General features: G+C 61.0%; 20 protein-coding genes. 15 read left to right on the forward strand and 5 right to left on the reverse strand.

The genetic code is table 11. The annotated features are described in order from the left end of the window. Positions 1 to 9: 9 nt before the first annotated feature. From ACYP2Q_RS10190 to gcvP, 6 genes are all read left to right on the forward strand, one after another. A complete protein-coding gene (locus tag ACYP2Q_RS10190) occupies positions 10 to 1,227 on the forward strand; it encodes a 2-octaprenyl-3-methyl-6-methoxy-1,4-benzoquinol hydroxylase (RefSeq protein ID WP_459730625.1) in 1,218 nt (405 codons plus the stop codon). 221 nt (positions 1,228 to 1,448) lie between these two features. Continuing rightward, complete coding sequence (locus ACYP2Q_RS10195) at positions 1,449 to 2,453, forward strand: extracellular solute-binding protein (RefSeq protein WP_459730337.1); 1,005 nt, start codon at positions 1,449 to 1,451, stop codon at positions 2,451 to 2,453. Positions 2,454 to 2,581: 128 nt separating this feature from the next. Next, positions 2,582 to 4,198, forward strand: a complete 1,617-nt coding sequence (locus ACYP2Q_RS10200; RefSeq protein WP_459730338.1) for an ABC transporter permease — start codon at positions 2,582 to 2,584, stop codon at positions 4,196 to 4,198. A 155-nt stretch (positions 4,199 to 4,353) separates the two neighbouring features. After that, positions 4,354 to 5,436 carry a glycine cleavage system aminomethyltransferase GcvT gene (gcvT, locus tag ACYP2Q_RS10205; protein WP_459730339.1) on the forward strand — a complete coding sequence of 361 codons (1,083 nt, stop codon included), beginning with the start codon at positions 4,354 to 4,356 and terminating at the stop codon, positions 5,434 to 5,436. A 50-nt stretch (positions 5,437 to 5,486) separates the two neighbouring features. Then, on the forward strand, positions 5,487 to 5,870 hold the full coding sequence (gcvH, locus tag ACYP2Q_RS10210) for a glycine cleavage system protein GcvH (RefSeq protein WP_459730340.1): 384 nt from the start codon (positions 5,487 to 5,489) through the stop codon (positions 5,868 to 5,870). A 219-nt stretch (positions 5,871 to 6,089) separates the two neighbouring features. Continuing rightward, complete coding sequence (gene gcvP, locus ACYP2Q_RS10215) at positions 6,090 to 8,963, forward strand: aminomethyl-transferring glycine dehydrogenase (RefSeq protein ID WP_459730341.1); 2,874 nt, start codon at positions 6,090 to 6,092, stop codon at positions 8,961 to 8,963. Between the two features lie 161 nt (positions 8,964 to 9,124). Here the strand turns inward: gcvP and ACYP2Q_RS10220 are convergent, their stop codons facing one another. The 3 genes from ACYP2Q_RS10220 to ACYP2Q_RS10230 all read right to left on the reverse strand — a co-directional run bounded on the left by ACYP2Q_RS10220 (position 9,125) and on the right by ACYP2Q_RS10230 (position 11,725). Further along, positions 9,125 to 9,442, reverse strand: coding sequence for a DUF2388 domain-containing protein (locus ACYP2Q_RS10220; RefSeq protein ID WP_010466645.1), 318 nt, complete (start codon positions 9,440 to 9,442; stop codon positions 9,125 to 9,127). Between the two features lie 70 nt (positions 9,443 to 9,512). Continuing rightward, the gene (locus ACYP2Q_RS10225; RefSeq protein ID WP_459730342.1) at positions 9,513 to 11,297 is read right to left on the reverse strand and encodes a GspE/PulE family protein; all 1,785 of its coding nucleotides are present in this window, start codon (positions 11,295 to 11,297) and stop codon (positions 9,513 to 9,515) included. An 89-nt stretch (positions 11,298 to 11,386) separates the two neighbouring features. Continuing rightward, positions 11,387 to 11,725, reverse strand: coding sequence for a hypothetical protein (locus ACYP2Q_RS10230; protein ID WP_459730343.1), 339 nt, complete (start codon positions 11,723 to 11,725; stop codon positions 11,387 to 11,389). Positions 11,726 to 11,851: 126 nt separating this feature from the next. Between ACYP2Q_RS10230 and ACYP2Q_RS10235 the strand changes: the two genes are divergently transcribed. Continuing rightward, the gene (locus ACYP2Q_RS10235; RefSeq protein WP_008064939.1) at positions 11,852 to 12,316 is read left to right on the forward strand and encodes an Lrp/AsnC family transcriptional regulator; all 465 of its coding nucleotides are present in this window, start codon (positions 11,852 to 11,854) and stop codon (positions 12,314 to 12,316) included. Positions 12,317 to 12,385: 69 nt separating this feature from the next. Here ACYP2Q_RS10235 and ACYP2Q_RS10240 read toward each other — a convergent pair whose 3' ends face one another. Next, positions 12,386 to 13,753, reverse strand: coding sequence for a CYTH domain-containing protein (locus ACYP2Q_RS10240; RefSeq protein WP_274073638.1), 1,368 nt, complete (start codon positions 13,751 to 13,753; stop codon positions 12,386 to 12,388). A gap of 156 nt (positions 13,754 to 13,909) precedes the next feature. Here ACYP2Q_RS10240 and argE point away from each other — a divergent pair, with 156 nt between their 5' ends. Both argE and argA read left to right on the forward strand, forming a co-directional pair. Continuing rightward, positions 13,910 to 15,070, forward strand: a complete 1,161-nt coding sequence (gene argE / locus ACYP2Q_RS10245) for an acetylornithine deacetylase (RefSeq protein ID WP_459730344.1) — start codon at positions 13,910 to 13,912, stop codon at positions 15,068 to 15,070. A gap of 143 nt (positions 15,071 to 15,213) precedes the next feature. After that, complete coding sequence (gene argA / locus ACYP2Q_RS10250; protein WP_459730345.1) at positions 15,214 to 16,512, forward strand: amino-acid N-acetyltransferase; 1,299 nt, start codon at positions 15,214 to 15,216, stop codon at positions 16,510 to 16,512. A gap of 125 nt (positions 16,513 to 16,637) precedes the next feature. On the opposite strand, the gene tauA is transcribed toward argA, so the two are convergent. Then, positions 16,638 to 17,627 (reverse strand): taurine ABC transporter substrate-binding protein, encoded by a 990-nt coding sequence (tauA, locus tag ACYP2Q_RS10255; protein WP_459730346.1) that lies wholly within the window; start codon positions 17,625 to 17,627, stop codon positions 16,638 to 16,640. Positions 17,628 to 17,990: 363 nt separating this feature from the next. Between tauA and ACYP2Q_RS10260 the strand changes: the two genes are divergently transcribed. From ACYP2Q_RS10260 to ssuD, 6 genes are all read left to right on the forward strand, one after another. Beyond that, entirely contained in the window at positions 17,991 to 19,328 is a 1,338-nt protein-coding gene (locus ACYP2Q_RS10260; protein ID WP_459730347.1) for an OprD family outer membrane porin, read from the forward strand. A 419-nt stretch (positions 19,329 to 19,747) separates the two neighbouring features. Next, on the forward strand, positions 19,748 to 21,091 hold the full coding sequence (locus ACYP2Q_RS10265) for an OprD family porin (RefSeq protein WP_459730348.1): 1,344 nt from the start codon (positions 19,748 to 19,750) through the stop codon (positions 21,089 to 21,091). Between the two features lie 294 nt (positions 21,092 to 21,385). Then, on the forward strand, positions 21,386 to 22,024 hold the full coding sequence (locus ACYP2Q_RS10270) for a peroxiredoxin (RefSeq protein WP_459730349.1): 639 nt from the start codon (positions 21,386 to 21,388) through the stop codon (positions 22,022 to 22,024). A 279-nt stretch (positions 22,025 to 22,303) separates the two neighbouring features. After that, positions 22,304 to 22,897 (forward strand): NADPH-dependent FMN reductase, encoded by a 594-nt coding sequence (gene ssuE / locus ACYP2Q_RS10275; RefSeq protein ID WP_323607221.1) that lies wholly within the window; start codon positions 22,304 to 22,306, stop codon positions 22,895 to 22,897. A 102-nt stretch (positions 22,898 to 22,999) separates the two neighbouring features. After that, positions 23,000 to 23,965, forward strand: coding sequence for a sulfonate ABC transporter substrate-binding protein (locus ACYP2Q_RS10280; protein WP_459730350.1), 966 nt, complete (start codon positions 23,000 to 23,002; stop codon positions 23,963 to 23,965). Between the two features lie 25 nt (positions 23,966 to 23,990). After that, complete coding sequence (gene ssuD, locus ACYP2Q_RS10285) at positions 23,991 to 25,139, forward strand: FMNH2-dependent alkanesulfonate monooxygenase (protein WP_166618582.1); 1,149 nt, start codon at positions 23,991 to 23,993, stop codon at positions 25,137 to 25,139. Positions 25,140 to 25,145 lie beyond the last annotated feature (6 nt).

A 25,145-nucleotide genomic window follows, 5' to 3' on the forward strand; every position in this document is an offset into this window, starting at 1 on the left:
AGCATGGAAATGCGCGCAGATCTGCTGATTGTCGGGGCCGGAATGGTCGGCAGCGCCCTGGCGCTGGCGTTGCAGGACAGCGGGCTGCAAGTCCTGCTGCTCGATGGCAGCCCGTTGAGCGTCAAACCCTATGACCCGCAGGCGCCGTTCGAGCCGCGGGTGAGTGCATTGTCCATTGCCAGTCAGCGAATTCTCGAACGCCTGGGTGTCTGGGATGGCATAACCAGCCGGCGCAGCAGTCCCTACAGCGAAATGCAGGTCTGGGATGGCAGCGGCACCGGGCAAATCCATTTTTCCGCGACCAGCGTGCATGCCGAAGTGCTGGGCCATATCGTCGAGAACCGAGTGGTCCAGGACGCCTTGCTCGACCGATTGCACGACTGTGATTTGGGCATGCTGGCCAATGCACGCCTGGAGCAAATGCGCCGCTCCGGCGACGACTGGCTGCTGACCCTGGCCGATGGCCGTACCTTGCGCGCGCCCCTGGTGATCGCGGCGGATGGCGCCAACTCGGCGGTGCGGCGCCTGACCGGTGTCGCCACGCGGGAGTGGGACTACCTGCACCACGCCATCGTCACCAGTGTGCGCAGCTCCAAGCCTCATCAGGCGACCGCCTGGCAGCGGTTTACCGACAATGGCCCGCTGGCGTTCCTGCCCCTGGAGCGTGACGGTCAGCAGGACTGGTGCTCGATCGTCTGGTCGACCACTCCGGGCGAAGCCGAGCACTTGATGGCGCTGGATGACGAGGGTTTCTGTCGTGCGCTGGAGCGGGCCTTCGAAGGCCGGCTCGGCAGCGTGCTCAGTGCCGACCCGCGTCTGTGTGTGCCACTGCGTCAGCGCCATGCCAAGCGTTATGTAGCCGAGGGCCTGGCCCTGATCGGAGACGCGGCGCACACCATCCACCCGTTGGCCGGGCAGGGCGTGAACCTCGGCTTCCTCGATGCGGCGGTGCTGGCCGAAGTCCTGTTGCAGGCAAGCTCGCGTGGCGAGCGCCTGGCGGATGTGAAGGTGTTGAGTCGTTACGAACGTCGGCGCATGCCGCATAACCTGGCGCTGATGGCGGCGATGGAAGGCTTCGAACGGCTGTTCCAGGCTGACCCATTGCCGGTGCGCTGGTTGCGTAACACCGGGTTGAAGATGGTCGACCGGATGCCCGAGGCCAAGGCGTTGTTCGTGCGAGAGGCGTTGGGCTTGATCGGCGACCTGCCGGCCCTCGCCAAGGCCTGAGATTTGCGGCTAGGCCAATGGCCTCTTCGCGAGCAAGCCCGCTCCCACATTTGAAATGCATTCCAATGTGGGAGCGGGCTTGCTCGCGAAGGCGTCGGCACATTCGCCAATGATTTCTGGTTGTGCAACATCTGGTAACTCCTGCGCAAACTGTTCGATTGAGAAGGCAAATGTGAGTCCTTATCATTTGCCCTCACTTTTTCAATCGAGAGACCGCTCCCATGTTGGCACCGAAGCGTCTACTGACCGCACTGGCCCTGACTCTGATCGGCAGCACCGCCGCCCAGGCCGCTGACGAGGTGGTGGTCTACTCCTCGCGCATCGACGAATTGATCAAGCCGGTCTTCGATGCCTACACCGCGAAAACCGGGGTCAAGGTGAAGTTCATCACCGACAAGGAAGCGCCGCTGATGCAGCGGATCAAGGCCGAAGGCGAAAACACCCCTGCCGACCTGCTGCTGACCGTCGATGCTGGCAACCTCTGGCAAGCCGAGCAGATGGGCATTCTCCAGCCATTCACCTCGAAAACCATCGATAGCAACATTCCGCTGCAATACCGTGCGGCCTCCCATGCCTGGACCGGCCTGAGCCTGCGGGCGCGGACCATCGCCTATTCCACCGACCGGGTGAAACCGGGCGAACTGACCACCTACGAAGCGCTGGCCGACAAGAACTGGGAAGGTCGCCTGTGCCTGCGCACGGCGAAGAAGGTCTACAACCAATCCCTGACCGCGACCATGATCGAAGTGCACGGCGCCGAGAAAACCGAGAAGATCCTCAAGGGCTGGGTAAACAACCTGTCCACGGACGTGTTCTCCGACGACGTGGCAGTGCTCGAGGCCATCAATGCCGGCCAGTGCGACGTCGGCATCGTCAACACCTACTACTACGGCCGCCTGCACAAACAGAAGCCGGACCTGCCGGTGAAACTGTTCTGGCCGAACCAGGCGGATCGCGGCGTGCACGTCAACCTGTCGGGTATCGGCCTGATCAAGCATGCGCCGCACCCGGAAGCGGCCAAGGCCCTGGTGGAGTGGATGACCACGCCTGAGGCGCAGAAGATCTTCGCCGACGTGAACCAGGAATTCCCGGCCAACCCGACCGTGCAGCCCTCCGCCGAAGTCGCGGCATGGGGCAAGTTCGTCGCCGACACCCTGCCGGTGGAAGTCGCCGGCAAGCGCCAGGCTGAAGCGATTCGCATGATGGACCGGGCTGGCTGGAACTGACGCCCCGGTTTTAAAAGCAAAAGATCGCAGCCTCCGGCAACTCCTACACAGGCCCCCTGTAGGAGCTGCCGAAGGCTGCGATCTTTTTGCGTTTTCCCTACAATTCATGATTTTGCGAGACCCAACCCTTGGCCCACCCCGCCCAACGCCGCTGGTATCCCCTGGTCTTCGCCATCGCTGCGCTGGTCCTGCTGCCCCTCAGCGTCCTGCTGCTGTCCTGGCAAACCATCGACCAGCAAATCTGGTCCCACCTCTGGGAAACCCAGATGCCGCGCCTGCTGGGCAACACCCTGACCCTGGTTCTCGGTGTCGGAGTGGGCGTGACGATCCTGGGGGTGAGCCTGGCCTGGCTCACCAGCCTCTGTGAATTCCCCGGTCGGCGTTGGCTGGACTGGGCACTGATGCTGCCCTTTGCGATTCCGGCCTACGTGCTGGCGTTCGTCTTTGTCGGGCTGCTGGATTTTGCCGGTCCCGTGCAGACCCTGCTGCGTGAGTGGTTCGGCACTGGCCTGCGTTTGCCGCGCGTGCGCTCCACGGGCGGGGTGATCCTGGTCCTGGTGCTGGTCTTCTATCCCTATGTTTACCTGCTGGCCCGCACCGCTTTTTTGGCTCAGGGCAAGGGCCTGATGGAGGCGGCGCGGGTGCTTGGCCAATCCCCATGGCAGGCGTTCTGGCGCGTTGCCATGCCCATGGCGCGCCCCGCCATCGGCGCTGGCGTCGCCTTGGCGCTCATGGAGACCCTGGCGGATTTCGGCGCCGTGTCGGTGTTCAACTTCGACACCTTCACTACCGCTATCTACAAGACCTGGTACGGGTTTTTCAGCCTCTCCAGCGCCGCGCAACTGGCCAGCCTATTGCTGCTGGTGGTGATGCTCGTGCTGTACGGCGAGCGGCGTGCCCGCGGCGCCAACCGGGCGAGCAACGAACGGCCGCGGGTCAAGGCGTTGTACCACCTGCGCGGGTTCAAGGCGCTGTTGGCGACGGGCTGGTGCGCGCTGGTGTTCGCCTGCGCCTTTGTCATTCCGATGCTGCAACTGGTGGTGTGGTTCTGGCAGCGCGGGCGCCTGGACCTGGATGAGCGTTACACCGCCCTGATCCTCCACACCTTGTACCTGGGGACGATGGCTGCGTTGATCACCGTCAGTGTCGCCCTGGTATTGGCGTTTGCCCGGCGGCTGGCGCCCACCCAGGGGATCCGCGCCGGGGTCAGCCTGGCCAATCTTGGCTACGCCTTGCCCGGTTCGGTGCTGGCGGTGTCGATCATGCTGGCGTTCAGTTACCTGGATCGCGAACTGGTAATCCCACTCTCCGGCTGGCTCGGTGGAGCCGGCAAACCCTTGCTGCTGGGCAGCCTGCTGGCGTTGCTGCTGGCCTATCTGGTGCGCTTCATCGCCGTGGCTTACGGACCGCTGGAAAGCAGTCTGGCGCGAATACGGCCATCTTTGCCCGAAGCGGCACGTAGCCTGGGTGTCAGTGGCCCGCGACTGTTTTTCAAAGTGTATCTGCCGTTGCTGCTGCCCGGTTCGTTGAGTGCAGCCTTGCTGGTGTTCGTCGATGTGCTCAAGGAAATGCCCGCGACCCTGCTGATGCGCCCGTTTGGCTGGGATACGCTGGCGGTGCGGATCTTCGAAATGACCAGTGAAGGCGAGTGGGCGAGGGCTTCTTTACCGGCATTGACTCTGGTTTTGGTCGGGCTGCTACCGGTCATCGGATTGATACGTCGTTCGGCGCATCGAAACAGCTAGGTGCCAGTCCTACACCATGCGGCTACAATGCGCGGCATTCGGTGCGGTCCGTCTGACAGACAAGGTAGTGAAAACGGCTGGAAGCCTTTTATTTCAAGGCTCCCGCAAGCCGCATCACTCGCCCGCACCTTCGCCACGCCCGGAAGGAGAAACCCATGGGACAGCGTACGCCTCTGTATGACCTTCATCTCGCCCTTGGCGCGAAGATGGTCGATTTTGGCGGTTGGGATATGCCTCTGCATTACGGATCCCAGGTCGAGGAGCATCATCAGGTGCGCCGCGATTGCGGTGTTTTTGATGTATCCCACATGACCGTGATCGATGTCGACGGCCCCCAGGCCAAGGCATGGCTTCAGCATTTACTGGCCAACGACGTCGAACGCCTGCACAAACCCGGTTCCGCGTTGTACAGCACCATGCTCAATGAGCGCGGCGGTATCGTCGACGACATGATCGTCTATCGCCTCGAAAGCGGTTACCGCCTGGTGGTCAACGCCTCCACCCGCGATCAGGACCTGGCATGGATGCAGGCGCATCTCGACGGGTTCGATGTACAGCTCAACGAGCGCGCCGAACTGGCAATGCTGGCCATCCAGGGGCCCCATGCCCGGCAAAAGATTGCCGAGTTGGTGAGCCAGGCTCGCGGCACATTGATCCAGCAACTCAAGCCGTTCGAAGGCCGACCCGACGGTGACTGGTTCATCGCCCGCACCGGCTACACCGGTGAAGACGGCCTGGAAATCATATTGCCGGCCGACCAGGCGCCGGGATTCTTCAACGATCTGGTGGGGGCGGGCATTTCCCCCATTGGCCTGGGCGCGCGTGACACCCTTCGGGTCGAGGCGGGCATGAACCTGTACGGCCAGGACATTCACCAGGACGTTTCCCCGCTGGCCTCCAACATGGCCTGGAGCATCGCTTGGGAACCGGCCGCTCGCCAGTTCATCGGCCGAAAGGCGCTGGAAGCCGAGCGCAGCGGTGGCGTACAACACAAACTGGTCGGTCTGGTCCTTGAAGAACGCGGAGTTTTGCGCGCTCATCAAGTGGTCCGCATCGCCGATGTTGGCGAAGGAGAGATCACCAGTGGTAGTTTCTCTCCTACGCTTAGCAAGTCGATTGCACTGGCGCGGGTGCCAACGGCTACGGCCGACCGCGCAGAAGTGGAAATCCGTGGCAAGTGGTACCCGGTCCGAGTGGTCAAGCCGACCTTCGTCCGCCATGGCAAAACCTTGATCTAACCTTTTCCGGCGGACCTTGACCGCCGATCATTTTCCTGAGGACACAGAACATGAGCGATATCCCTGCCGACCTGCGTTTTGCCGAAAGTCACGAATGGGCTCGCCTGGAAGCCGATGGCACCGTCACCGTGGGCATCAGCGATCACGCGCAGGAAGCGCTGGGTGATGTGGTGTTCGTTGAACTGACCGAAGTCGGAACAACTTTCGCAGCTGGTGATCAATCCGGTGTGGTGGAATCGGTTAAGGCCGCTTCCGATATCTATTCCCCGGTTGCCGGTGAAGTCATTGCGATCAACGAAGAGCTGAGCGCAACCCCGGAGTTGCTCAACTCCGACCCGTACGGCGCGTGGATCTTCAAGATCAAGCCAAGCAACGCGGCTGACCTGGACAAGCTGCTCGATGCCGCTGGCTACAAGGCCGCCATCGGCGAATAAGCCTTCAGCGTTACCCCAAAGCCCCGACCTGTCGGGGCTTTTTTGTACGCCCTGTAGGAGCGAGCTCGCTCGCGATGGACGTCAACGATAACGTTGGAAGCCCGACACCCCGCGGAGTTCTCAGGTTCCTCGCGAGCAAGCTCGCTCCTACAGGGGGACTGCTATGCTGGTTTGACCGTGTTGCATCGACGCTGAGCGCCAGTCAAGAGAGAGCCCGTCATGTCCCAGTTGCCGTCCCTGAGCCAGTTACGCGACCCCAATGCCTTTCTTCGCCGCCACCTCGGGCCTGATGCCGCCGAGCAACAGGCGATGCTCGACAGCCTCGGCCTCGGCAGCCGGGTCGAGCTGATCGAGCAGACGGTACCGCCCGGCATCCGCCTCAACCGGCCACTCGACCTTCCGCCGGCCCTCGACGAAGAAGCCGCGCTGGCCAAGCTGCGCGGTTACGCAGAACAGAACCAGGTCTGGACCAGCCTGATCGGTATGGGCTATCACGGCACGCTGACGCCCGCCGTCATTCTGCGCAACGTCCTGGAAAACCCCGGCTGGTACACCGCGTACACACCCTATCAACCGGAAATCGCCCAGGGCCGGCTCGAAGCCCTGCTGAATTTCCAACAATTGACCATCGACCTCACAGGGCTTGAACTGGCTAATGCTTCTCTGCTGGATGAAGCCACCGCGGCGGCGGAAGCCATGGCCTTGGCCAAGCGGGTCGCCAAGTCGAAAAGCAATTTGTTCTTTGTCGACGAAAACTGCCATCCACAGACCATTTCCGTGGTGCAGACCCGAGCCGAAGGTTTCGGCTTCGAGCTGATCGTCGACGCTGTGGATAACTTGAAACAGCACCAGGTGTTCGGTGCGCTGCTGCAATACCCCGACACTCACGGCGAGATTAGTGACCTGCGTCCGTTGATCGATCAATTGCATGCCCAGCAGGCGCTGGCGTGTGTCGCCACCGATCTGTTGAGCCTGCTGTTGCTGACCCCACCGGGGGAACTGGGCGCCGACGTGGTGTTCGGCTCGTCCCAGCGTTTCGGTGTGCCCATGGGCTACGGTGGCCCTCACGCGGCGTTTTTTGCCAGCCGTGACGAGTACAAGCGGGCGATTCCCGGACGCATCATCGGCGTGTCGAAAGACGCCCGCAGCAACGTTGCCCTGCGCATGGCGCTGCAAACCCGCGAGCAGCATATTCGTCGTGAAAAGGCCAACTCGAACATCTGTACCGCGCAGGTGCTACTGGCCAATATCGCCAGCTTCTACGCGGTTTATCACGGCCCAGAGGGACTGAAACGGATTGCCCAGCGCGTGCACCGGTTGACCTGCATCCTTGCTGCCGGCCTTGAGCGCAAGGGTATAACCCGCCTCAACCAACATTTCTTCGATACCTTGACCCTGGAAGTCGGTGGCACCCAGACCGCGATCCTCGAAAGCGCCCAGGCCGCGCAGATCAACCTGCGCATTCTAGGGCGTGGGCAATTGGCGCTGAGCCTCGACGAAACCTCTGACGAAAGCACCGTGGCGAAACTGTTCGATGTGTTCCTGGGTGCCGATCATGGGCTCAACGTCGAGGAACTGGACGCTGAAACCCTGGTTGGCGGCATTCCCGACACACTCAGGCGAACCTCGCCCTATCTGCGCCACCCGGTGTTCAACGCCCACCACAGCGAAACCGAGATGCTGCGCTACCTCAAGCAACTGGAAAACAAGGATCTGGCGCTCAATCAATCGATGATCCCGCTGGGCTCTTGCACCATGAAGCTCAATGCCACCAGCGAAATGATCCCGATTACCTGGCCGCAGTTCGCCAACCTGCACCCGTTCGCGCCCAAAGAGCAGGCGGCCGGGTATGCCCTGATGATCGAAGAACTGGAGCGCTGGCTCTGCGCGATCACCGGTTTCGATGCGATCTGCATGCAGCCCAACTCCGGGGCCCAGGGCGAGTACGCCGGGTTGCTGGCGATCCGCAAATACCACGAGAGCCGTCAACAGGGCGGGCGGGATATCTGCCTGATTCCTTCGTCGGCCCATGGCACCAACCCGGCCTCGGCGCAAATGGCCGGGATGCGCGTGGTAATTGTAGAGTGCGACGAGGCGGGCAACGTCGATCTCGATGACCTGAAAGACAAAGCCGCCCAGGCCGGGGATAAACTCGCCTGCCTGATGGCGACTTATCCCTCGACCCACGGCGTGTACGAGGAAGGCATCAGCGAAATCTGTGAAGTTATCCACAGCCACGGCGGCCAGGTGTACATGGACGGCGCCAACCTCAACGCCCAGGTCGGCCTCGCGCGCCCGGCGGACATTGGCGCCGATGTGTCACACATGAACCTGCACAAAACCTTCTGCATCCCCCATGGCGGCGGTGGGCCGGGCATGGGGCCGATTGGCGTGCGCGCGCACCTGGCACCGTTCGTGGCCAACCACCCGGTGGTGCCGATCGACGGGCCGCTACCGCAGAACGGCGCCGTCAGTGCCGCGCCTTGGGGTAGTGCAAGTATCCTGCCGATCAGCTGGATGTACATCGCCATGATGGGACCCCAGCTGGCCGACGCCAGCGAAGTGGCGATCCTGGCGGCCAATTACCTGGCGCGGCACCTGTCCGGCGCGTTTCCGGTTCTCTACACCGGCCGTAACGAGCGGGTGGCCCACGAATGCATCCTTGATCTACGGCCGCTCAAGGCGCTGACCGGTATCAGCGAAGAGGACGTGGCCAAGCGCCTGATGGACTATGGCTTCCATGCGCCAACCATGTCGTTCCCGGTGCCGGGGACGTTGATGGTCGAGCCCACCGAAAGTGAATCGAAGGCAGAACTGGACCGCTTCATCGGGGCGATGCTGAGCATCCGCGCGGAAATTACCGAGGTGCAGAACGGCAACTGGCCGGCCGAGGACAACCCGTTGAAACGTGCGCCGCACACGCTGGCGGACATTACTGGCGTGTGGGAACGGCCCTACAGCATCGAGCAGGCGGTCACACCGGATGCGCACACCAAGGCGCACAAGTATTGGCCGGTGGTGAATCGGGTGGACAATGTCTACGGGGACCGCAACCTGTTTTGCGCCTGTGTGCCGCTGGACGAGTACCGCTGAAACCCACACGCCCCCTGTAGGAGCTGGCTTGCCAGCGATGGAGTGTCAGTCGACATCAATGTGTCTGATCCACCTTCGCTGGCAAGCCAGCTCCTACAGAGGGTTTTGCGTCGTACATAAAAATGCCGCTCATGGGAGCGGCATTTTTGTTCAGGCTAAGCTTATTCCGAAGCCACGGCATTCTTCGCCAGGATCGCATTCGCCAGTTCCATATCCGTAGCCTGCAACCCCGGATTGTCAGCGCGGACTTTCTGCATCGCCGCTTCCAGGTACGGGCCACGGATGCCGCCGTCACTGGCGACAAAGCTACCGGCATCGTCCTGGGCGGCAACGATCAACTTGTGATCCTTGAACGTCAGGTAGGTCGAACCGGTGGTCGCACCGGAAGAAATGACGTTACGCCAAAAGCTATCGGCCATCGCCGAACCGACAGGCAGGGACAACAGGGCGATGGTAGCGACAGCAAGTTTGAGACGCATAAGGGGTGACTCCACTGGTTAACTGCGGTGTTGGATTGTCTGCCCCCAATCGAGTTCCCTATCGGCCCAGCTACTTCTGCTCGCTCTGCGGCGTCACCCGCAACACCTCCTCGATCGTGGTCAAGCCCGCCGCCACTTTCTGTGCGCCCGACAATCGCAGGCTGCGCATGCCTTCCTTGAACGCCTGACGTCGCACCGCCAGCAAGTCGGTGTCGGGATTGATCAGCGCCTTGAGGCCGTCGCTCAGCTGCATGATTTCGTACACCCCGGCGCGGCCGTGATAACCGGTATCGCGGCACTCAAGGCAGCCAATGGCGCGTTGGGCGTTGCCAGGCAACGGTGCTTGCCAGGGCCGGGTCAGGGTTTGCCAGTCTTCTTCGGCCAAGGCTTGCGGGGCCTTGCAGTGAGGGCAGAGGGTACGCACCAGGCGCTGGGCCATGACGCCGAGCACGGTGGCCTTGATCAGGTAATGCGGTACGCCGAGTTCCAGCAGGCGGCTGATGGCGCTGGGCGCATCGTTGGTGTGCAGCGTCGACAGCACCAAATGCCCGGTAAGCGCAGCCTGGATAGCCATCTCGGCAGTTTCCAGGTCGCGGATCTCGCCGATCATGATGATGTCCGGGTCTTGTCGCATCAGCGCTCGGACGCCGGCGGCGAAGGTCAGGTCGATGTTGTGCTGGACCTGCATCTGGTTGAACGCCGGCTCGACCATTTCGATCGGGTCTTCGATGGTGCAGAGGTTGACCTGCGGCGTCGCCAGCTTTTTCAAGGTGGTGTAGAGCGTGGTGGTCTTGCCCGAGCCGGTGGGGCCGGTGACCAGGATGATGCCATTGGGCTGGCGGGTCATGTCCTGCCAGCGCCGCAGGTCGTCGGTGGAAAAACCCAGCTGATCGAAATCCTTGAGCAGCACCTCCGGGTCAAAGATCCGCATGACCATTTTTTCGCCGAAGGCCGTGGGCAGGGTCGAGAGCCGCAACTCGACTTCGCCGCCCTCCGGGGTCTTGGTTTTCACCCGGCCGTCCTGGGGTTTGCGTTTCTCTGCGACGTTCATTCGCCCGAGGCTTTTCAGGCGACTGACGATGGCCATGGTCACCTGCGGCGGGAATTGGTAGACGTTGTGCAGCACGCCGTCGATACGAAAGCGCACCGTGCCCTGTTCGCGCCGGGGCTCGATGTGGATATCGCTGGCGCGTTGCTGGAAGGCGTACTGGAACAGCCAGTCGACGATATTGACGATGTGGGCGTCGTTGGCATCGGGCTCCTGATCGCTGGCGCCGAGGTTGAGCAACTGTTCGAAGTTGCCCAGGGTGTTTACCTGCTGTTCGCCATTGCTCGCGCCGGTGACCGATTTGGCCAGGCGGAAGAACTCCACGCTGAAACGCTGGATGTCTACCGGGTTGGCCACCACGCGCTTGATCGGCAGCTTCAGCACATGGGTCAGGTCCGCTTCCCAGGCGGTGACGTAAGGCTGGGCGCTGGCGATCGTCACCGCGTCAAGATCGACCGACACCGCGAGGATCTTGTGGCGTTGGGCGAAGGCGTAGGACATCAGCGGCGTCACGGCCGCGACGTTGATTTTCAGCGGATCGATCCGCAGGTAAGGCTGGCCGGCCTGCTGGGACAGCCACAGGGTCAGGCTTTCAAGGTCGAGGTGCTTGCCGGGACGGCTGAGGTCGTCCAGGTGTTGGCTGGCGATGAACTCCAGCGGGTGCATCTGCCCATGGGCGGCGTGACGGCGTCGGGCGTTGAGCGCCTGTTCCGCCGAGTCCTGGCTGACGAAGCCCTGGGCGACCAGTTCACGCAGAACATCATTGAGATCCAGCCAGCGGTCCTGCAAGGCGATTTGTACGGACATGCGGGCTCCTTTGAACGACAGAGCGCAAAGGATAGTCGTGACCCTGCAGGCCGTTGGGCCACTACCCGACGAAGCCGTGTCGATTGATTTCAGCCGGCAGCCTGAGCCGCTTCAACCCAGGCCGAATCAGCGCTTTGCAGCTCGACCGAGCAAACGCTGATCAGGTTTCGAAGTTTTTCCGCAATCACCTGGGCGCGATGCCAGCTCAATCCATCGATGACGATATCGATCGCCAGCAGATCTTCCTGGCGCTGCACGTTGACCTGTTCCGGCGTCAAGCACTGCAAGGCGAACAGATTGAGCGCGCGGCACAGCAGATCCGGCTCGGCTTCCGCCAACAATTGGTAGTGAACGCGGCAATGGGCGTTGCCGGCATTCCAGGCATCAAAGCGGGTGGGCGAGGTAGGTACGGCTTCCAGGTACGGCATGTTCGGTCTCCAGATTGATTGGAGAAATTTTTACATTCGCTGGCGGGTATTTCTTATCTATGATTGGGCATATTGCGGGTTTTTCCAATCGTGTAATTCACAAAATTGTCAGTTGAAGGTTTTTTTATGCACAGCGAGCTGGACAGCTACGACCGCCGGATTCTCGCCTTGCTGCAAGAGGATGCTTCGCTCTCAAGCGCACAGATCGCCGAGCAGGTGGGGCTTTCGCAGTCGCCTTGCTGGCGAAGGATTCAGCGGATGAAGGAGGAGGGGATCATTCGCGGCCAGGTCACCTTGCTCGATCGCAAGAAAATCGGCCTGAACACGCAAATTTTCGCCCAGGTAAAGCTCAACGCCCATGGCCGTTCGAACTTCACCGAATTCACCGAGGCGATTCGAGGTTTTCCCGAGGTGCTGGAGTGTTACGTGCTGATGGGTGCGGTGGACTTCATGCTGCGCATCGTTGCGGCGGACATCGAGGCGTACGAGCGGTTCTTCTTTGAGAAGCTGTCGCTGGTGCCGGGGATTCAGGAGGTGAATTCGATCGTGGCATTGTCGGAGATCAAGTCGACCACCAGTTTGCCGGTCTGAAATCCATCGCCAGCAGGCTGGCTCCCACATTGGTTTTGTGTGGGAGCCAGCCTGCTGGCGATGGCGGTTTTACAGGCGCAGCAGCATCTTCCAGGCACGATTCTGATAAACCGCGATCGCCTGTTGCTTGCGAGCATCCAGGACTTCATCGGTGATCGGCTCGTTGGCCAGTTGCGCCAGTTTGTTCAGCTCGCCGTACAGGCGATCCATTTCCGGAATCTCCAGCACGTTGCGCGCATGGTGCAGCCAGACCTGGATGCGTTCGATGCGCGGCAGTTGCTCGGCCAGGTCTTCCGGCTGCTGCTGGTAACGCTGCAATTGCAGCGAAGTGGCTTCTTCGCCCAGCAGGCGTGGCAGCCAGCTGCCCAATTGCGCGGCGCCCTGGCGATTGCCGCGGGTGTTGCGGTCGGCGGTCCAGGTGCGAGCCAGCAACCAGCGCGAGGTATTCAGGGAGAACAGGCCCCAACGCGGGTCTTCGAGTTCTTCGAGGAACTGCTCCGGCGCGGCTTTGCGCACGTCTTCATCGTCCAGGCCGGCCTGGACCAGGGGGCGCCAGTCTTCCAGCAAGGCGTCGAGCGCGACACGCAAGTCGTGGGTCGACTGACGTGGCGCAGCTTGGCCGAGGCTGCTGATCAGCGCACGCATTTCAGCCAGGCTCTCGACCCAGTCCTGCAACAGGCGCCAGTGACCATTGAAGCGATACTGCTCGGCCAAGCGCTGGCTACTGCCCAGCAAGTGCCAGCTGAGCGCGGCGAAGGCGTCGTCCAGTGGCGTTTCGGCGCTGATCTGTGGTGCCGGCAGGCTCAACGAGTAACTGTGGGCGTCGTACAGGCGATAACCCCGTTCGGCCTTGCTGATGTCGCATGGCATCAGGGCCAGTTTCTCGGCCAGTTCGGCGGCGAGTTCCAGCAACGCGGCGGGTTCGCCTTCGCGCAGTTCCAGTTCCAGCTCGCAGATTTCTTCTTTCTGCTTGCCGACCACCACGTGGCCCAGGTCCAGCGCCGCTTCGATGACCACCTTGGTCTTGCCACGGCCCCAGGCGATTTCCGCGCGCTCGCGGACGAAATCGGTGGTGAAGATGGCTTTCAGGGTTTTCTTGTCCAGTTCAGCCAGCTCTTCGGGCCAGCATTCGCCGTCCAGTTTTTTCAGGTCGAGCTTGGCCTTGGGCAGGTTCCAGTCGTATTCGTTACGTACGGACAGGCCAGCGACGCTCTGGCCACGCGTCTTGAGGGTCTGGATCACTTCTTCGCCATCCTTGCGCAGGCGCAGGGCGACTTTGGCCCGGGCCAGGTCACGCTCCGGGGTGTCGAAGTATTGATTCATCAACTCACGGCGTTCCCAGCCACTTTTGTTGCGTTTTTTCAGTAACGGGTGCTCGCGCAGGGCGGCGAGGGTTTCGCGGCTGACGCGGAGTTTGATTTCGGTTTCTTTCTGCATGGCCGGAAAATCCAGGATCGGGAGCGCAGCCGGGGGAATAGGTGGCTGCCAAGGTCGTGCAGTGTACAGGACTCAACCTGCCTACGCCGCGCGACGGTTTATTCCTGTCACCGGATGGCTCTATGATGGACTTCAATCCGGGAGTTGGAGTCAGCGATGCCTTTGCCGTCCATGAAAGATCAGTTCGCTGCGCTGATCGCTGCGCCATCCGTCAGTTGCACCCAGGCAAGCCTCGATCAATCCAATCGTCCGGTGATCGACCTGCTGGCGGCCTGGCTCGGCGACCTGGGCTTCGCCTGCGACATCCAGCAGGTCAGCCCCGGCAAATTCAACTTGCTCGCCAGTTTTGGCAGCGGCCCCGGCGGGCTGGTGCTGGCCGGTCACAGCGATACGGTGCCGTTCGATGGCGCGTTGTGGCAGACCGATCCGCTGAAGCTGACTGAAGTCGACGGCCGCTGGGTCGGCCTGGGAAGTTGCGACATGAAGGGCTTTTTCGCCCTGGCCATCGAAGCCGTCAGGCCGCTGCTCGACCAACCGTTCAAGCAGCCGCTGCTGATCCTGGCCACCTGCGATGAAGAAAGCTCGATGTCCGGCGCCCGGGCGCTGGCCGAGGCGGGGCGGCCGCTGGGGCGTGCGGCAGTGATCGGCGAGCCGACCGGGCTCAAGCCGATCCGCATGCACAAAGGCATCATGATGGAGCGCATCGACATCCTCGGGCAGAGCGGCCACTCTTCGGACCCGCGCCTGGGCCACAGCGCGCTCGAAGCCATGCACGACGCCATCGGCGAACTGCGCGGCCTGCGCCTGTTGTGGCAGCGCGAATTCCGTAATCCGCAGTTCAGCGTGCCGATGCCGACCATGAACTTCGGCTGCATCCACGGTGGCGACAACCCCAACCGCATCTGCGGCCAGTGTTCCCTGGAATTCGATCTGCGGCCGTTGCCGGGCATGGACCCCAAGGTCCTGCGCGCCGAGATTTTGCAGAAGCTCAAGCCGATTGCCGAACGCCATCAGGTCAAGATCGACTACGCCCCCCTGTTCCCCGCAGTGCCGCCTTTCGAGCAGGCTGAGGATGCGGAACTGGTGCGCATCGCCGAAAAGCTCACCGGTCATGCCGCTGAAGCAGTGGCATTCGGCACCGAAGCGCCTTATCTTCAGCGCCTTGGCTGCGAAACACTGGTGCTCGGCCCGGGCGATATCGCCTGCGCCCACCAACCGGGGGAATTCCTCGAAATGTCACGTTTGCAGCCTACGGTGCATCTATTACGTCAGTTGATTGAACATTACTGCCTGACACCGGCCCAAACGCAGGTGTGATGTATAAATTGCCGGTGTCCCAACCCGTATTCATGAGGAGAGCGCGCGTGTCGCCAAGCCTGTTCCGACGATAACCATCAGCCCGCTGTGCGTTTTTCTGTTTCGCCCTTTTTTCGGCTGCTATTTATTACAGGCCCAGGTTCATGCCCGAATACGTCAATTGGCTTCGTCACGCTTCGCCCTACATCAACGCCCACCGCGATTGCACCTTTGTCGTCATGCTGCCCGGCGACGGCGTTGAACATCCGAACTTCGGCAACATCGTCCACGACCTGGTGTTGTTGCACAGTCTCGGCGTGCGCCTGGTGCTGGTGCACGGTTCCCGTCCGCAAATCGAAGCGCGCCTCGAGGCTCGCGGCCTGACCCCGCATTACCACCACGGAATGCGCATCACCGATGCCGCGACCCTGGAGTGCGTGATCGATGCGGTCGGTCAACTGCGCATCGCCATCGAAGCCCGCCTGTCCATGGACATGGCGTCGTCGCCGATGCAGGGCTCGCGCCTGCGGGTGGCCAGCGGCAACCTGGTGACCGCGCGGCCGATCGGCGTGCTCGAAGGTGTCGACTATCACCACACCGGCGAAGTGCGTCGGGTTGACCGCAAGGGCATCAATCGCCTGCTGGACGAGCGCTCCATCGTGCTCTTGTCGCCACTGGGCTACTCGCCGACCGGTGAAATTTTCAACCTCGCTTGTGAAGATGTCGCCACGCGGGCAGCCATCGACCTGGGTGCGGACAAACTGCTGCTGTTTGGCGCAGACCTTGGCCTGATCGATGAAAACGGCCGGCTGGTACGCGAGCTGCGTCCACAACAGGTGCCGGCGCATCTGCAGCGCCTGGGCAGCAACTACCAGGCCGAGCTGCTCGATGCCGCCGCGCAAGCCTGCCGTGGCGGCGTGGCCCGCAGTCATATCGTCAGCTACGCCGAAGACGGTGCGCTGCTGACCGAGCTCTTCACCCGTGACGGCGGGGGCACGCTGGTCGCCCAGGAGCAATTCGAGGTAGTGCGCGAAGCCGCCATCGAAGACGTCGGTGGCTTGCTGGACTTGATCAGCCCGCTGGAAGAGCAGGGCATTCTGGTACGTCGTTCCCGCGAAGTGCTCGAGCGTGAGATCGAGCAGTTCAGCGTGGTCGAGCGTGAGGGCATGATCATCGCCTGTGCGGCGCTGTACCAGATCGCCGATTCCGACGCTGGGGAGCTGGCGTGCCTGGCGGTGAACCCGGAGTACCGTCACGGCGGTCGCGGTGATGAGCTGCTCGAGCGCATTGAAACCCGCGCACGGGCCCAGGGCTTGAAAACCTTGTTCGTCCTCACCACTCGCACGGCTCACTGGTTCCGCGAGCGCGGCTTCGTGCCAAGCAGCGTCGATCGCCTGCCGTCGGCACGGGCGTCGCTGTACAACTATCAGCGCAATTCGAAGATCTTCGAAAAAGCCCTGTGATCACCATGCCCTTGTAGGAGCGAGCTTGCTCGCGATGGACGTTAACGAAGACGAGGGCTACCTGATTCAACACGGTGACCCTCCCACCATCGCGAGCAAGCGCGCTCCTACAGGGGCGGCGTGCGTTATTCCTGAACGAATTTCGCGCTGACATACGGCGAATAATCCGTCAGCACCGTTTCAACCTTCCCCTGTTCCTTCAAGAACTTCGCCGTCTCGCCAATCGCCTGCGCCGTACCACCGGCCAGCAGGGCGCCGGTCTGTTGCGCCTTGGCATCCGGGAACGCGGAGCCGGCCAGCAGCTCCGGCACGTCGGCGGCGTTGGCACCGGTCAGTTTGGCGATTTTCTGCACCGGTACCGAATCGGCGGTCCAGCTGTCCTTGTGCGCCGCATAGTCGGCAAATGAGTCCAGGGTGACCTTGGCGAAGCGGGCGATCACTTCTGGGTGTTTCTCGGCGTAATCCTTGCGCGCGACCCAGACTTCGAAGGTCGGTGCACCCCATTGGCCGACCTGCGCGGCATCGGTCAAGGTCTTGCCGGTCTTGCGAATTTCCCCCAGGGCTGGCGACCAGACGAATGCGCCGTCGATGTCTCCACGCTTCCACGCGGCGGCAATTTCCGCCGGTTGCAGGTTCACCACTTTGACTTTCGACGCGTCCAGGCCCCAGTGCTTCAACGCACCCAGCAGGCTGTAGTGGGAAGTGGAAACGAACGGCGTGGCGATGGTCTTGCCGATCAGATCTTCCGGTTTATCGATACCACTGCCGTTGCGCACCACCAAGGCTTCGGCGGCATTGATCTGCGCGGAAACGAGGAACGCGACAATCGGCAGATTGCGCGAGGCCGCGGCGGCCAGCGGGCTGGAGCCGAGGTTGCCGATCTGCACGTCTCCCGAAGCAATGGCTGTAACAACCTCCGGGCCACTATTGAACCGCCGCCAGTCGATTTTCTCGCCAATGGTTTTTTCGTAAAGGCCATCGGCCTGGGGGACTTTGCTCGGATCGATACCGGTCTGGTATCCCACCGTGAGATTCGCCGCATGGGCGGAAAAAGAAAAAATCAACGATACACAAACTGTAACAAATGGTCGGGATAGTGCGCGCTTGGTCGTCATGGCATCGGCCTTTTCGATAGGTTTTGTTGCGGAATTGCTACCGAAACTAATCGATCTAAAAAACGCCTAATAAATACCATTTAGGAATTAGCTTATGTGTCAGCCGCTCTATCCTGAGGGAGGCATGAAGGCGAACTAAATTCCTAAAGGGTATGAGAAAAGAAATCATCCGTTCTTTTCAGGTTTATGACGAACTCATGACCCTGCAGGGGCCAAAAAACCGGTGATTAGACTATGGTCGTAGACACACATAGTTACGATTGACTTGTGAGTCACGCTGCGGCGCTAATCGCGAATCTTAGGATCAGGGGCATTCGACTCCCGGCCAGGAATACAAGAATTAGAGACGAGAGGAGTTTAACAATGAACAAGTCCACCTTGGCCCTGGCCGTGACGGTAGGGGTTTTGGCGCAGCAGGCAGGCGCCGCGGGTTTCATCGAAGACAGCAAGGCTTCCGTAAGCTCGCGTACCTATTACTTCGACGCCGATAACCGCGAAGGCGCCAAAACGCCTGCCAACCGACAGCGCGAGGCCGCTGAAGGTCTCAAGTTCGATTTCCTGTCCGGCTATACCCCAGGCCCTGTCGGTTTCGGTTTCGACGCCCAGGCGCTGGTTGGTATCCACCTGGACGGCGGCAAGGGCCATCACCCGGACAACAACTCCTTCAGCCCTAGCGATTCCGATGGCTCGGCAACGGATGAGTGGAGCCGTCTGGCGGGCAACGTCAAGGCACGTTTCTCGAAGACCGAGGCTCACCTCGGTGGCGCCTTGCAGCCAAACATGCCGATCCTGATCGCGAACGATAGCCGCGTGCTGCCACAGACCTTCGAGGGTGGCACCATCACCTCGAAGGAAATCGACAACGTGACCTTCAACGTGGGTCAACTGGAGCACGCGACCGGTCGCGCATCTTCCAATAGCACTGGCCTGGCCGTGGCTGGCGGTACCGAGGACAGCAACCAGTTCCGTTATGCCGGTGCAGACTGGAAAGTCACCAAAGACCTGCTGTTGCAGTATTACTACGCGAACCTGGAAGACTACTACTCGCAGAATTTCCTCGGCCTGGTGCACGTTTACCCAATCGCCTCCAACCAGTCGTTCAAGACCGATCTTCGTTATTTCGACAGCCGCTCCGACGGCAAGAACGGCGATCCTGGCTATCGGTTCAACAACAACAATGGCTACGCCAAGAATCCGGGCGAAGTGGATAACCAGACCTGGAGCGCCACCTTCACCTATACCCTGGGTGGCAGCGCGTTCCTGCTCGGCCATCAGCGTGTCAGCGATGACGGCGGTTTTGTTTTCCTGAACCAGGGTAACGTCGTCGATGGTAACGGTAGGAACGAAGGCGCCGGCGGCGCCAGCTTCTACTCCTTCACCGATGCCACTGTGGGCAGCTTCATCCGTGCCGGTGAGAACACCTCGTACGGCCAGTACTCATACGACTTTGCCTCACTGGGCGTGCCAGGTCTGAAAGCTTCGCTTGCGTACTTGTACGGCCAAGACATCAAAGCTACCAGCGGCGTTGGCAAGGACTTGAATGAGCACGAAACCGACGCACGTGTGGACTACGTGATTCAAACCGGTCCACTTAAAGGGTTTGGTACGACGCTTCGTCACGGTACTTACCGTGGCAACACCAGCACCGCTGACCAGGACCAAACCCGTCTGATCTTCAACTACACCTACAGCTTCATGTAAGCTTCGCCCCTCGAAAAAAGCCTCGTCGTCTGGCGAGGCTTTTTTTTGCGTGAGTTTTTATATTCCATAAATCTCATAGGTGATGATTTTTTATTCTTTTTAGCTTTTTGCTCAAACGAATAAAGTGCGCATATCCGGCTCGCGACGAGTCTCGGATTTGACGATTTCACCCCTCGACAATCGATCAGGTTAAGGAATTGGCGCTCTAGCCGATACCTCGGATCTGCGCTGCGAAGGTATATAGCTTAAAGGCATGAAAAAGAATCTGGTAATTCTTTTGAGGTTTGTGTCCAGGGTGCCCGTAGCGACAGGATCATCGGTTTAGAGGGGTTGACGCGTTTTTTAACGCGTCTGTGGATCCTGGGCAAACGACCCAGGACCAGCAACACAAAAAATTAGAAAACGATAGGAGCGAAACAATGAACAAGTCCACCTTGGCCCTGGCTGTGGCCGTAGGGGTTTTGGCGCAGCAGGCAAGCGCCGCCGGTTTCATCGAAGACAGCAAGGCAACGTTGGGGCTGCGCAACTTCTACATCAACACCGACTACCGTGACGGTAGCGCCAACCCGAACAAGAACGAAGAGTGGGGCCAAGGCTTCGATCTGCGTTTCACCTCCGGTTACACCCAAGGCCCTGTCGGCTTCGGTATTGATGCGATCGGCCTGTTGGGCGTGAAGCTGGATTCGGGCGGCGGCACCAACGGTGCCTCCAACAACTCCTACGGTGGCACGGTATTCCCGAGCAAGTCCAACGGCGAAGCGGTTGATAACTTCTCCAGCCTGGGTCTGACCGCTAAAGCCAAGATCTCCCAGACCGAGCTGAAATTGGGCACCCTGCAGCCAAAACTGCCAGTGATCGTGACCAACGATGGCCGTCTGCTGCCACAAACCTGGCAGGGTGGCCAACTCTCCTCGGGCGACATCAAGGACCTGACCTTGATCGGTGGTCAGATCGAGCAGGTCAAGGGTCGTAACTCGAGCAACAACGAACAGCTGTCGATCTCGGGCGCCAACAGCCGCGCCTCTACAGGTCGGGACAGCAACAAGTTCATCTACGCCGGTGGTGACTACAAGCTCACCAAGGACCTGACGGCCCAGTACTACTACGGCAACCTCGAAGAGTTTTACAAGCAGCACTTCCTGGGCCTGGTGCACAACTGGTCGATCGGCCCGGGTGTGTTGAAGTCCGACTTGCGCTACTTCAACAGCACCGATGACGGTGCCAACGGCCACGACCCGCTGTACTACACCACCGGCAACTACAACGCGCCGAACGGTAAAGGCAAGGTCGACAACAACCTGTACAGCGGCCTGTTCCTCTACACCGTTGCCGGTCACACCTTCGGTGGCGGTTACCAGGTCAGCAACGGCAGCAGCGACTTCCCGTGGCTGAACCAGGGCGACGGTTCGTCGGCCTACATCATCACCGACTCGCAAATCCAGAAGTTCGCCCGTGCCGGCGAGCGCACCTGGCAGGCGCGCTACTCCTATGACTTCGCCAAGCTCGGCGTACCTGGCCTGACGGCGGGTGTGGTGTACCTGCATGGCGACGACATCGATACCGTCAACGCTGCCGGTCGTGAAGCGGCCAGCGGCGCTTCCGAGTGGGAACGCGACCTGACCGTGGGTTACGTGGTGCAGTCCGGTGCGTTGAAAAACCTCGGCCTGCAGTGGAAAAACGCCACCTGGCGCACCGATCTTCCGAACACCCGTTCCCAGGATGAAAACCGCCTGATCGTCAGCTACTCGATCCCGCTGTTGTAATAGCGCTCGGGTAACCCAGGCAAAAAAAGCCCCGCCCGGCATCACGCCGGGCGGGGCTTTTGCGTTTTCGAGGCGGGCTCACCCCCGTAAACCCGCCAGGAAAGTCCCCTCTTTTGCAGCAACTCAAGGCCTTCTCGAACCTTGTGGGCGATGTTCGGCGCGATGGCTCCGGGCGTCCAGTGAAGAGATGTTTAATATTCTTTTTAGTGCTAAATAAATCGATATTTATTCTTTTTAATAGATAAAAAATACAGGCACAGTTGAGCTCATCAAGCACTCACAAGGAGCAGCACCATGGGCCTCAGACTCGGCGATATCGCCCCCGATTTCGAACAGAATTCCAGCGCTGGTGCCATCCAGTTCCACCAGTGGCTGGGCGATAGCTGGGGTGTGCTGTTTTCCCATCCGGCCGACTTCACTCCGGTGTGCACCACCGAGCTGGGCTTTACCGCCAGGTTGAAAGACGAATTCGCCAAGCGTGGGGTCAAGGCCATTGCGCTGTCCGTCGACCCGGTGGAATCGCACCACAAGTGGATCGAAGACATCAACGAAACCCAGGACACCCTGGTCAATTTCCCGATCCTCGACGACGCCGACCGCAAGGTCTCGGACCTGTACGACCTGATCCATCCCAACGCCAACGACACCCTGACGGTGCGTTCACTGTTCGTGATCGACCCGAACAAAAAGGTCCGGTTGACCATCACCTACCCGGCGAGCACTGGCCGCAACTTCAATGAAATCCTGCGGGTGATCGACTCGCTGCAACTCACCGACAACTACAAGGTGGCCACCCCGGCCAACTGGCAGGACGGTGACGAGGTGGTGATCGTGCCGTCGCTCAAGGATGAGGATGAAATCCGTCAGCGGTTTCCCAAGGGCTATCGCGCGGTGAAGCCGTACCTGCGCCTGACGCCGCAGCCGAATCGGTAGGAGCCGGCTTGCTGGCGATTGATGCGGCGCGGTGTGTCAGGCAGGCCGCCTTCGCTGGCAAGCCAGCTCCTACAGTGGCATGTGCAGACCACAAAGCAGGGGTTTCAGGCCGTTTCGACGGCCTTTTTTTCGACTGGAAAAAAGTGCTCGTATATCTCTTTAAGGAATAACCAAATGAATAAATATGATTTATGGATATATAAATCACCTGTTAAGGTCACTCCATCAAAGCGAGATCGCAAGCCGCGAATCGCCAACATCGTTTAAGGAAGTCTCCCAATGCTGGTCGTCTCACTGGGTGGCAGTCCCAGCCAGCGCTCCCGTTCCGGGGTGCTGCTGGATCGCTCCCGACGTTGGTTACAAGAGCGGGGTGTGGAGGTGGTGAGTTATCAGGTACGGGACTTCCCGGCCGAAGACTTGCTGCATGCGCGCTTCGACAGCCCGAAGGTCGTCGATCTGCTGCAACAGATTGAAAACGCCGATGGCCTGCTGATCGCCACGCCGGTGTACAAGGCTTCGTTTTCCGGGGCCCTGAAAACCGTGCTGGACCTGCTGCCCGAACGCGCCCTGAGCCACAAGGTGGTGCTGCCCATGGCCACTGGGGGCAGCATTGCCCACATGCTGGCGGTGGATTACGCGCTCAAGCCGGTGCTGTCGGCCTTGAAGGCCCAGGAACTGCTGCAGGGGATTTTCGCCGTCGACAGCCAGATCGCCTACGGCGAAGGCAGCGCCCTGGCGCAGTTGGCGCCGGAGCTGGAGCAGCGACTGGACGAGTCGCTGGAGCTGTTTTTCAGTGCCATGGCACGACGGCCCAGGCCGCTGGACCCGAACCTGTTGAATGACCGTTTGTTGAGTGCTCGCTGGAGCATTTAAGCCTCACTCAAGCCACAACCTGAAATTTGATGTACTGGCCTTACTCGCCCGCCAACGGGCAAGCAGGTGCAGCCAAAACCCCACTGCAAAAAGGAGAGCGCCATGCGCCCTGTCATTTTGCGTCGCGGTCTGGTCGCTCTGTTTGCTGCGGCTGTCACCTTCGGCGCCATTACTCAAGCTCAGGCCGAGACACTACGTATCGGTTATCAGAAATACGGCACCCTGGTGCTGCTCAAAGCCAAAGGCACCCTGGAAAAACGCCTCGCCGCCCAAGGCGTGGATGTGCAATGGACTGAATTCCCCGGTGGCCCGCAACTGCTCGAAGGCCTGAACGTCGGCTCCATCGACTTCGGTGTCACCGGCGAAACCCCGCCCGTGTTCGCCCAGGCAGCAGGCGCCGATCTGCTCTATGTCGCCTACGAACCGCCCGCACCGCACAGCGAAGCGATCCTGGTGCCGAAGGACTCGCCGATCAAATCGGTGAAGGACCTCAAGGGCAAGAAAGTCGTGCTGAACAAAGGCTCCAACGTGCACTACCTGCTGGTGCGCGCCCTGGAAGACGCTGGCCTCAAATACACCGATATCCAGACCGTCTTCCTGCCGCCGGCCGATGCCCGCGCCGCGTTCGAGCGTGGCAGTGTCGATGCCTGGGTCATCTGGGATCCGTACCAGGCGGCCGCCGAACAGCAGCTGCAAGCGCACACCCTGCGCGATGGCCAGGGCATCGTCGACAACCACCAGTTCTACCTCGCCACCAAGCCCTATGCGCAGAAAAACCCTGAGGTGATCAAGACCCTCGTGGAAGAAGTGCGCGCAGTCGGCGAATGGTCCAAGGCCAACCCTGAAGACGTGACCAAACAGGTGTCACCACTGCTCGGCCTGCCGGCGGACATCACCCTGACTTCGGTGAAACGCCAAGGCTACGGCGCGCTGTTCCTGACCCCGGAAGTGGTCGCCGCCCAGCAGAAAATCGCCGACAGCTTCTATCAGCTCAAGCTGATTCCCAAGCCGCTGAGCATCAAAGACGTGATCTGGACGCCACCGGCGGCCGTTGCAAAAGCACCGTAATTCGAACCCCTAAGGAGACCACTCCATGAGCCTCAATATCTTCTGGTTCCTGCCTACCCACGGCGACGGCCATTACCTTGGCACCGCCGAAGGCGCTCGCGCCGTCGACCACGGTTACCTGCAACAAGTCGCGCAAGCGGCGGATCGCCTGGGTTTCGGCGGGGTGCTGATTCCCACCGGGCGCTCCTGCGAAGACTCGTGGCTGGTGGCGGCGTCGCTGATTCCGGTGACCCAGCGTTTGAAATTCCTCGTCGCCCTGCGCCCCGGGATCATTTCCCCGACGGTGGCAGCGCGTCAGGCCGCGACCCTGGATCGTCTGTCCGGCGGTCGTGCGCTGTTCAACCTGGTCACCGGTGGGGACCCGGAGGAGTTGGCCGGTGACGGCCTGTTCCTCAGCCACGAAGAGCGCTACCAGGCCTCGGTGGAATTCACCCGCATCTGGCGTCGGGTGCTGGAAGGCGAAACCGTCGATTACGACGGCCAGCACATCAGCGTTAAGGGCGCCAAGTTGCTCTATCCGCCGATCCAGCAACCGCGTCCGCCGCTGTACTTCGGCGGCTCGTCGGAAGCGGCCCAGGACCTTGCGGCCGAGCAGGTCGAAATGGTCCTGACCTGGGGTGAACCACCGGCCGCCGTTGCCGAGAAAATCGCCCAGGTGCGGGCTAAAGCCGCCAAGCTCGGGCGCACCGTGCGCTTCGGTATTCGTCTGCATGTGATCGTGCGCGAAACCAACGCCGAGGCCTGGCAAGCGGCCGATCGCCTGATCTCGCACCTGGACGACGACACCATCGCACGTGCCCAGGCTTCGCTGGCGCGCTTCGATTCCGTTGGCCAGCAACGCATGGCCGCGCTGCACGGTGGCAATCGCGACAACCTGGAAGTCAGCCCCAACCTGTGGGCCGGTGTCGGCCTGGTGCGCGGTGGAGCTGGTACGGCGCTGGTGGGTGACGGCCCAACCGTGGCCGCGCGCGTGAAGGAATACGCTGACCTGGGTATCGACACCTTTATCTTCTCTGGTTACCCACACCTGGAAGAATCGTATCGCGTCGCCGAGTTGCTGTTCCCGCACCTGGACATCGAACGTCCCGAGCTGCCGAAAAGCGCCGGTTACGTCAGCCCGTTTGGCGAGATGGTCGCCAACGACATTCTCCCTAAAGCCGCGTCCCAGAGCTGAGGCGCG

The organism is Pseudomonas sp. MHK4 (genome assembly GCF_054600775.1).

Excerpts from the sequence above, each read along its gene's own strand:
- ACYP2Q_RS10230 (WP_459730343.1), bottom strand. The coding sequence starts at position 11,725 with ATGCCGTACCTGGAAGCCGTACCTACCTCGCCCACCCGCTTTGATGCC.
- ACYP2Q_RS10190 (WP_459730625.1), top strand. The coding sequence starts at position 10 with ATGCGCGCAGATCTGCTGATTGTCGGGGCCGGAATGGTCGGCAGCGCC.
- ACYP2Q_RS10270 (WP_459730349.1), top strand. The coding sequence starts at position 21,386 with ATGGGCCTCAGACTCGGCGATATCGCCCCCGATTTCGAACAGAATTCC.
- gcvH (WP_459730340.1), top strand. The coding sequence starts at position 5,487 with ATGAGCGATATCCCTGCCGACCTGCGTTTTGCCGAAAGTCACGAATGG.
- ACYP2Q_RS10280 (WP_459730350.1), top strand. The coding sequence starts at position 23,000 with ATGCGCCCTGTCATTTTGCGTCGCGGTCTGGTCGCTCTGTTTGCTGCG.
- ACYP2Q_RS10260 (WP_459730347.1), top strand. The coding sequence starts at position 17,991 with ATGAACAAGTCCACCTTGGCCCTGGCCGTGACGGTAGGGGTTTTGGCG.
- gcvP (WP_459730341.1), top strand. The coding sequence starts at position 6,090 with ATGTCCCAGTTGCCGTCCCTGAGCCAGTTACGCGACCCCAATGCCTTT.
- ACYP2Q_RS10240 (WP_274073638.1), bottom strand. The coding sequence starts at position 13,753 with ATGCAGAAAGAAACCGAAATCAAACTCCGCGTCAGCCGCGAAACCCTC.
- argA (WP_459730345.1), top strand. The coding sequence starts at position 15,214 with ATGCCCGAATACGTCAATTGGCTTCGTCACGCTTCGCCCTACATCAAC.
- ACYP2Q_RS10195 (WP_459730337.1), top strand. The coding sequence starts at position 1,449 with ATGTTGGCACCGAAGCGTCTACTGACCGCACTGGCCCTGACTCTGATC.
- ssuE (WP_323607221.1), top strand. The coding sequence starts at position 22,304 with ATGCTGGTCGTCTCACTGGGTGGCAGTCCCAGCCAGCGCTCCCGTTCC.
- gcvT (WP_459730339.1), top strand. The coding sequence starts at position 4,354 with ATGGGACAGCGTACGCCTCTGTATGACCTTCATCTCGCCCTTGGCGCG.
- ACYP2Q_RS10225 (WP_459730342.1), bottom strand. The coding sequence starts at position 11,297 with ATGTCCGTACAAATCGCCTTGCAGGACCGCTGGCTGGATCTCAATGAT.
- ACYP2Q_RS10220 (WP_010466645.1), bottom strand. The coding sequence starts at position 9,442 with ATGCGTCTCAAACTTGCTGTCGCTACCATCGCCCTGTTGTCCCTGCCT.
- argE (WP_459730344.1), top strand. The coding sequence starts at position 13,910 with ATGCCTTTGCCGTCCATGAAAGATCAGTTCGCTGCGCTGATCGCTGCG.
- ssuD (WP_166618582.1), top strand. The coding sequence starts at position 23,991 with ATGAGCCTCAATATCTTCTGGTTCCTGCCTACCCACGGCGACGGCCAT.
- ACYP2Q_RS10265 (WP_459730348.1), top strand. The coding sequence starts at position 19,748 with ATGAACAAGTCCACCTTGGCCCTGGCTGTGGCCGTAGGGGTTTTGGCG.
- ACYP2Q_RS10235 (WP_008064939.1), top strand. The coding sequence starts at position 11,852 with ATGCACAGCGAGCTGGACAGCTACGACCGCCGGATTCTCGCCTTGCTG.
- tauA (WP_459730346.1), bottom strand. The coding sequence starts at position 17,627 with ATGACGACCAAGCGCGCACTATCCCGACCATTTGTTACAGTTTGTGTA.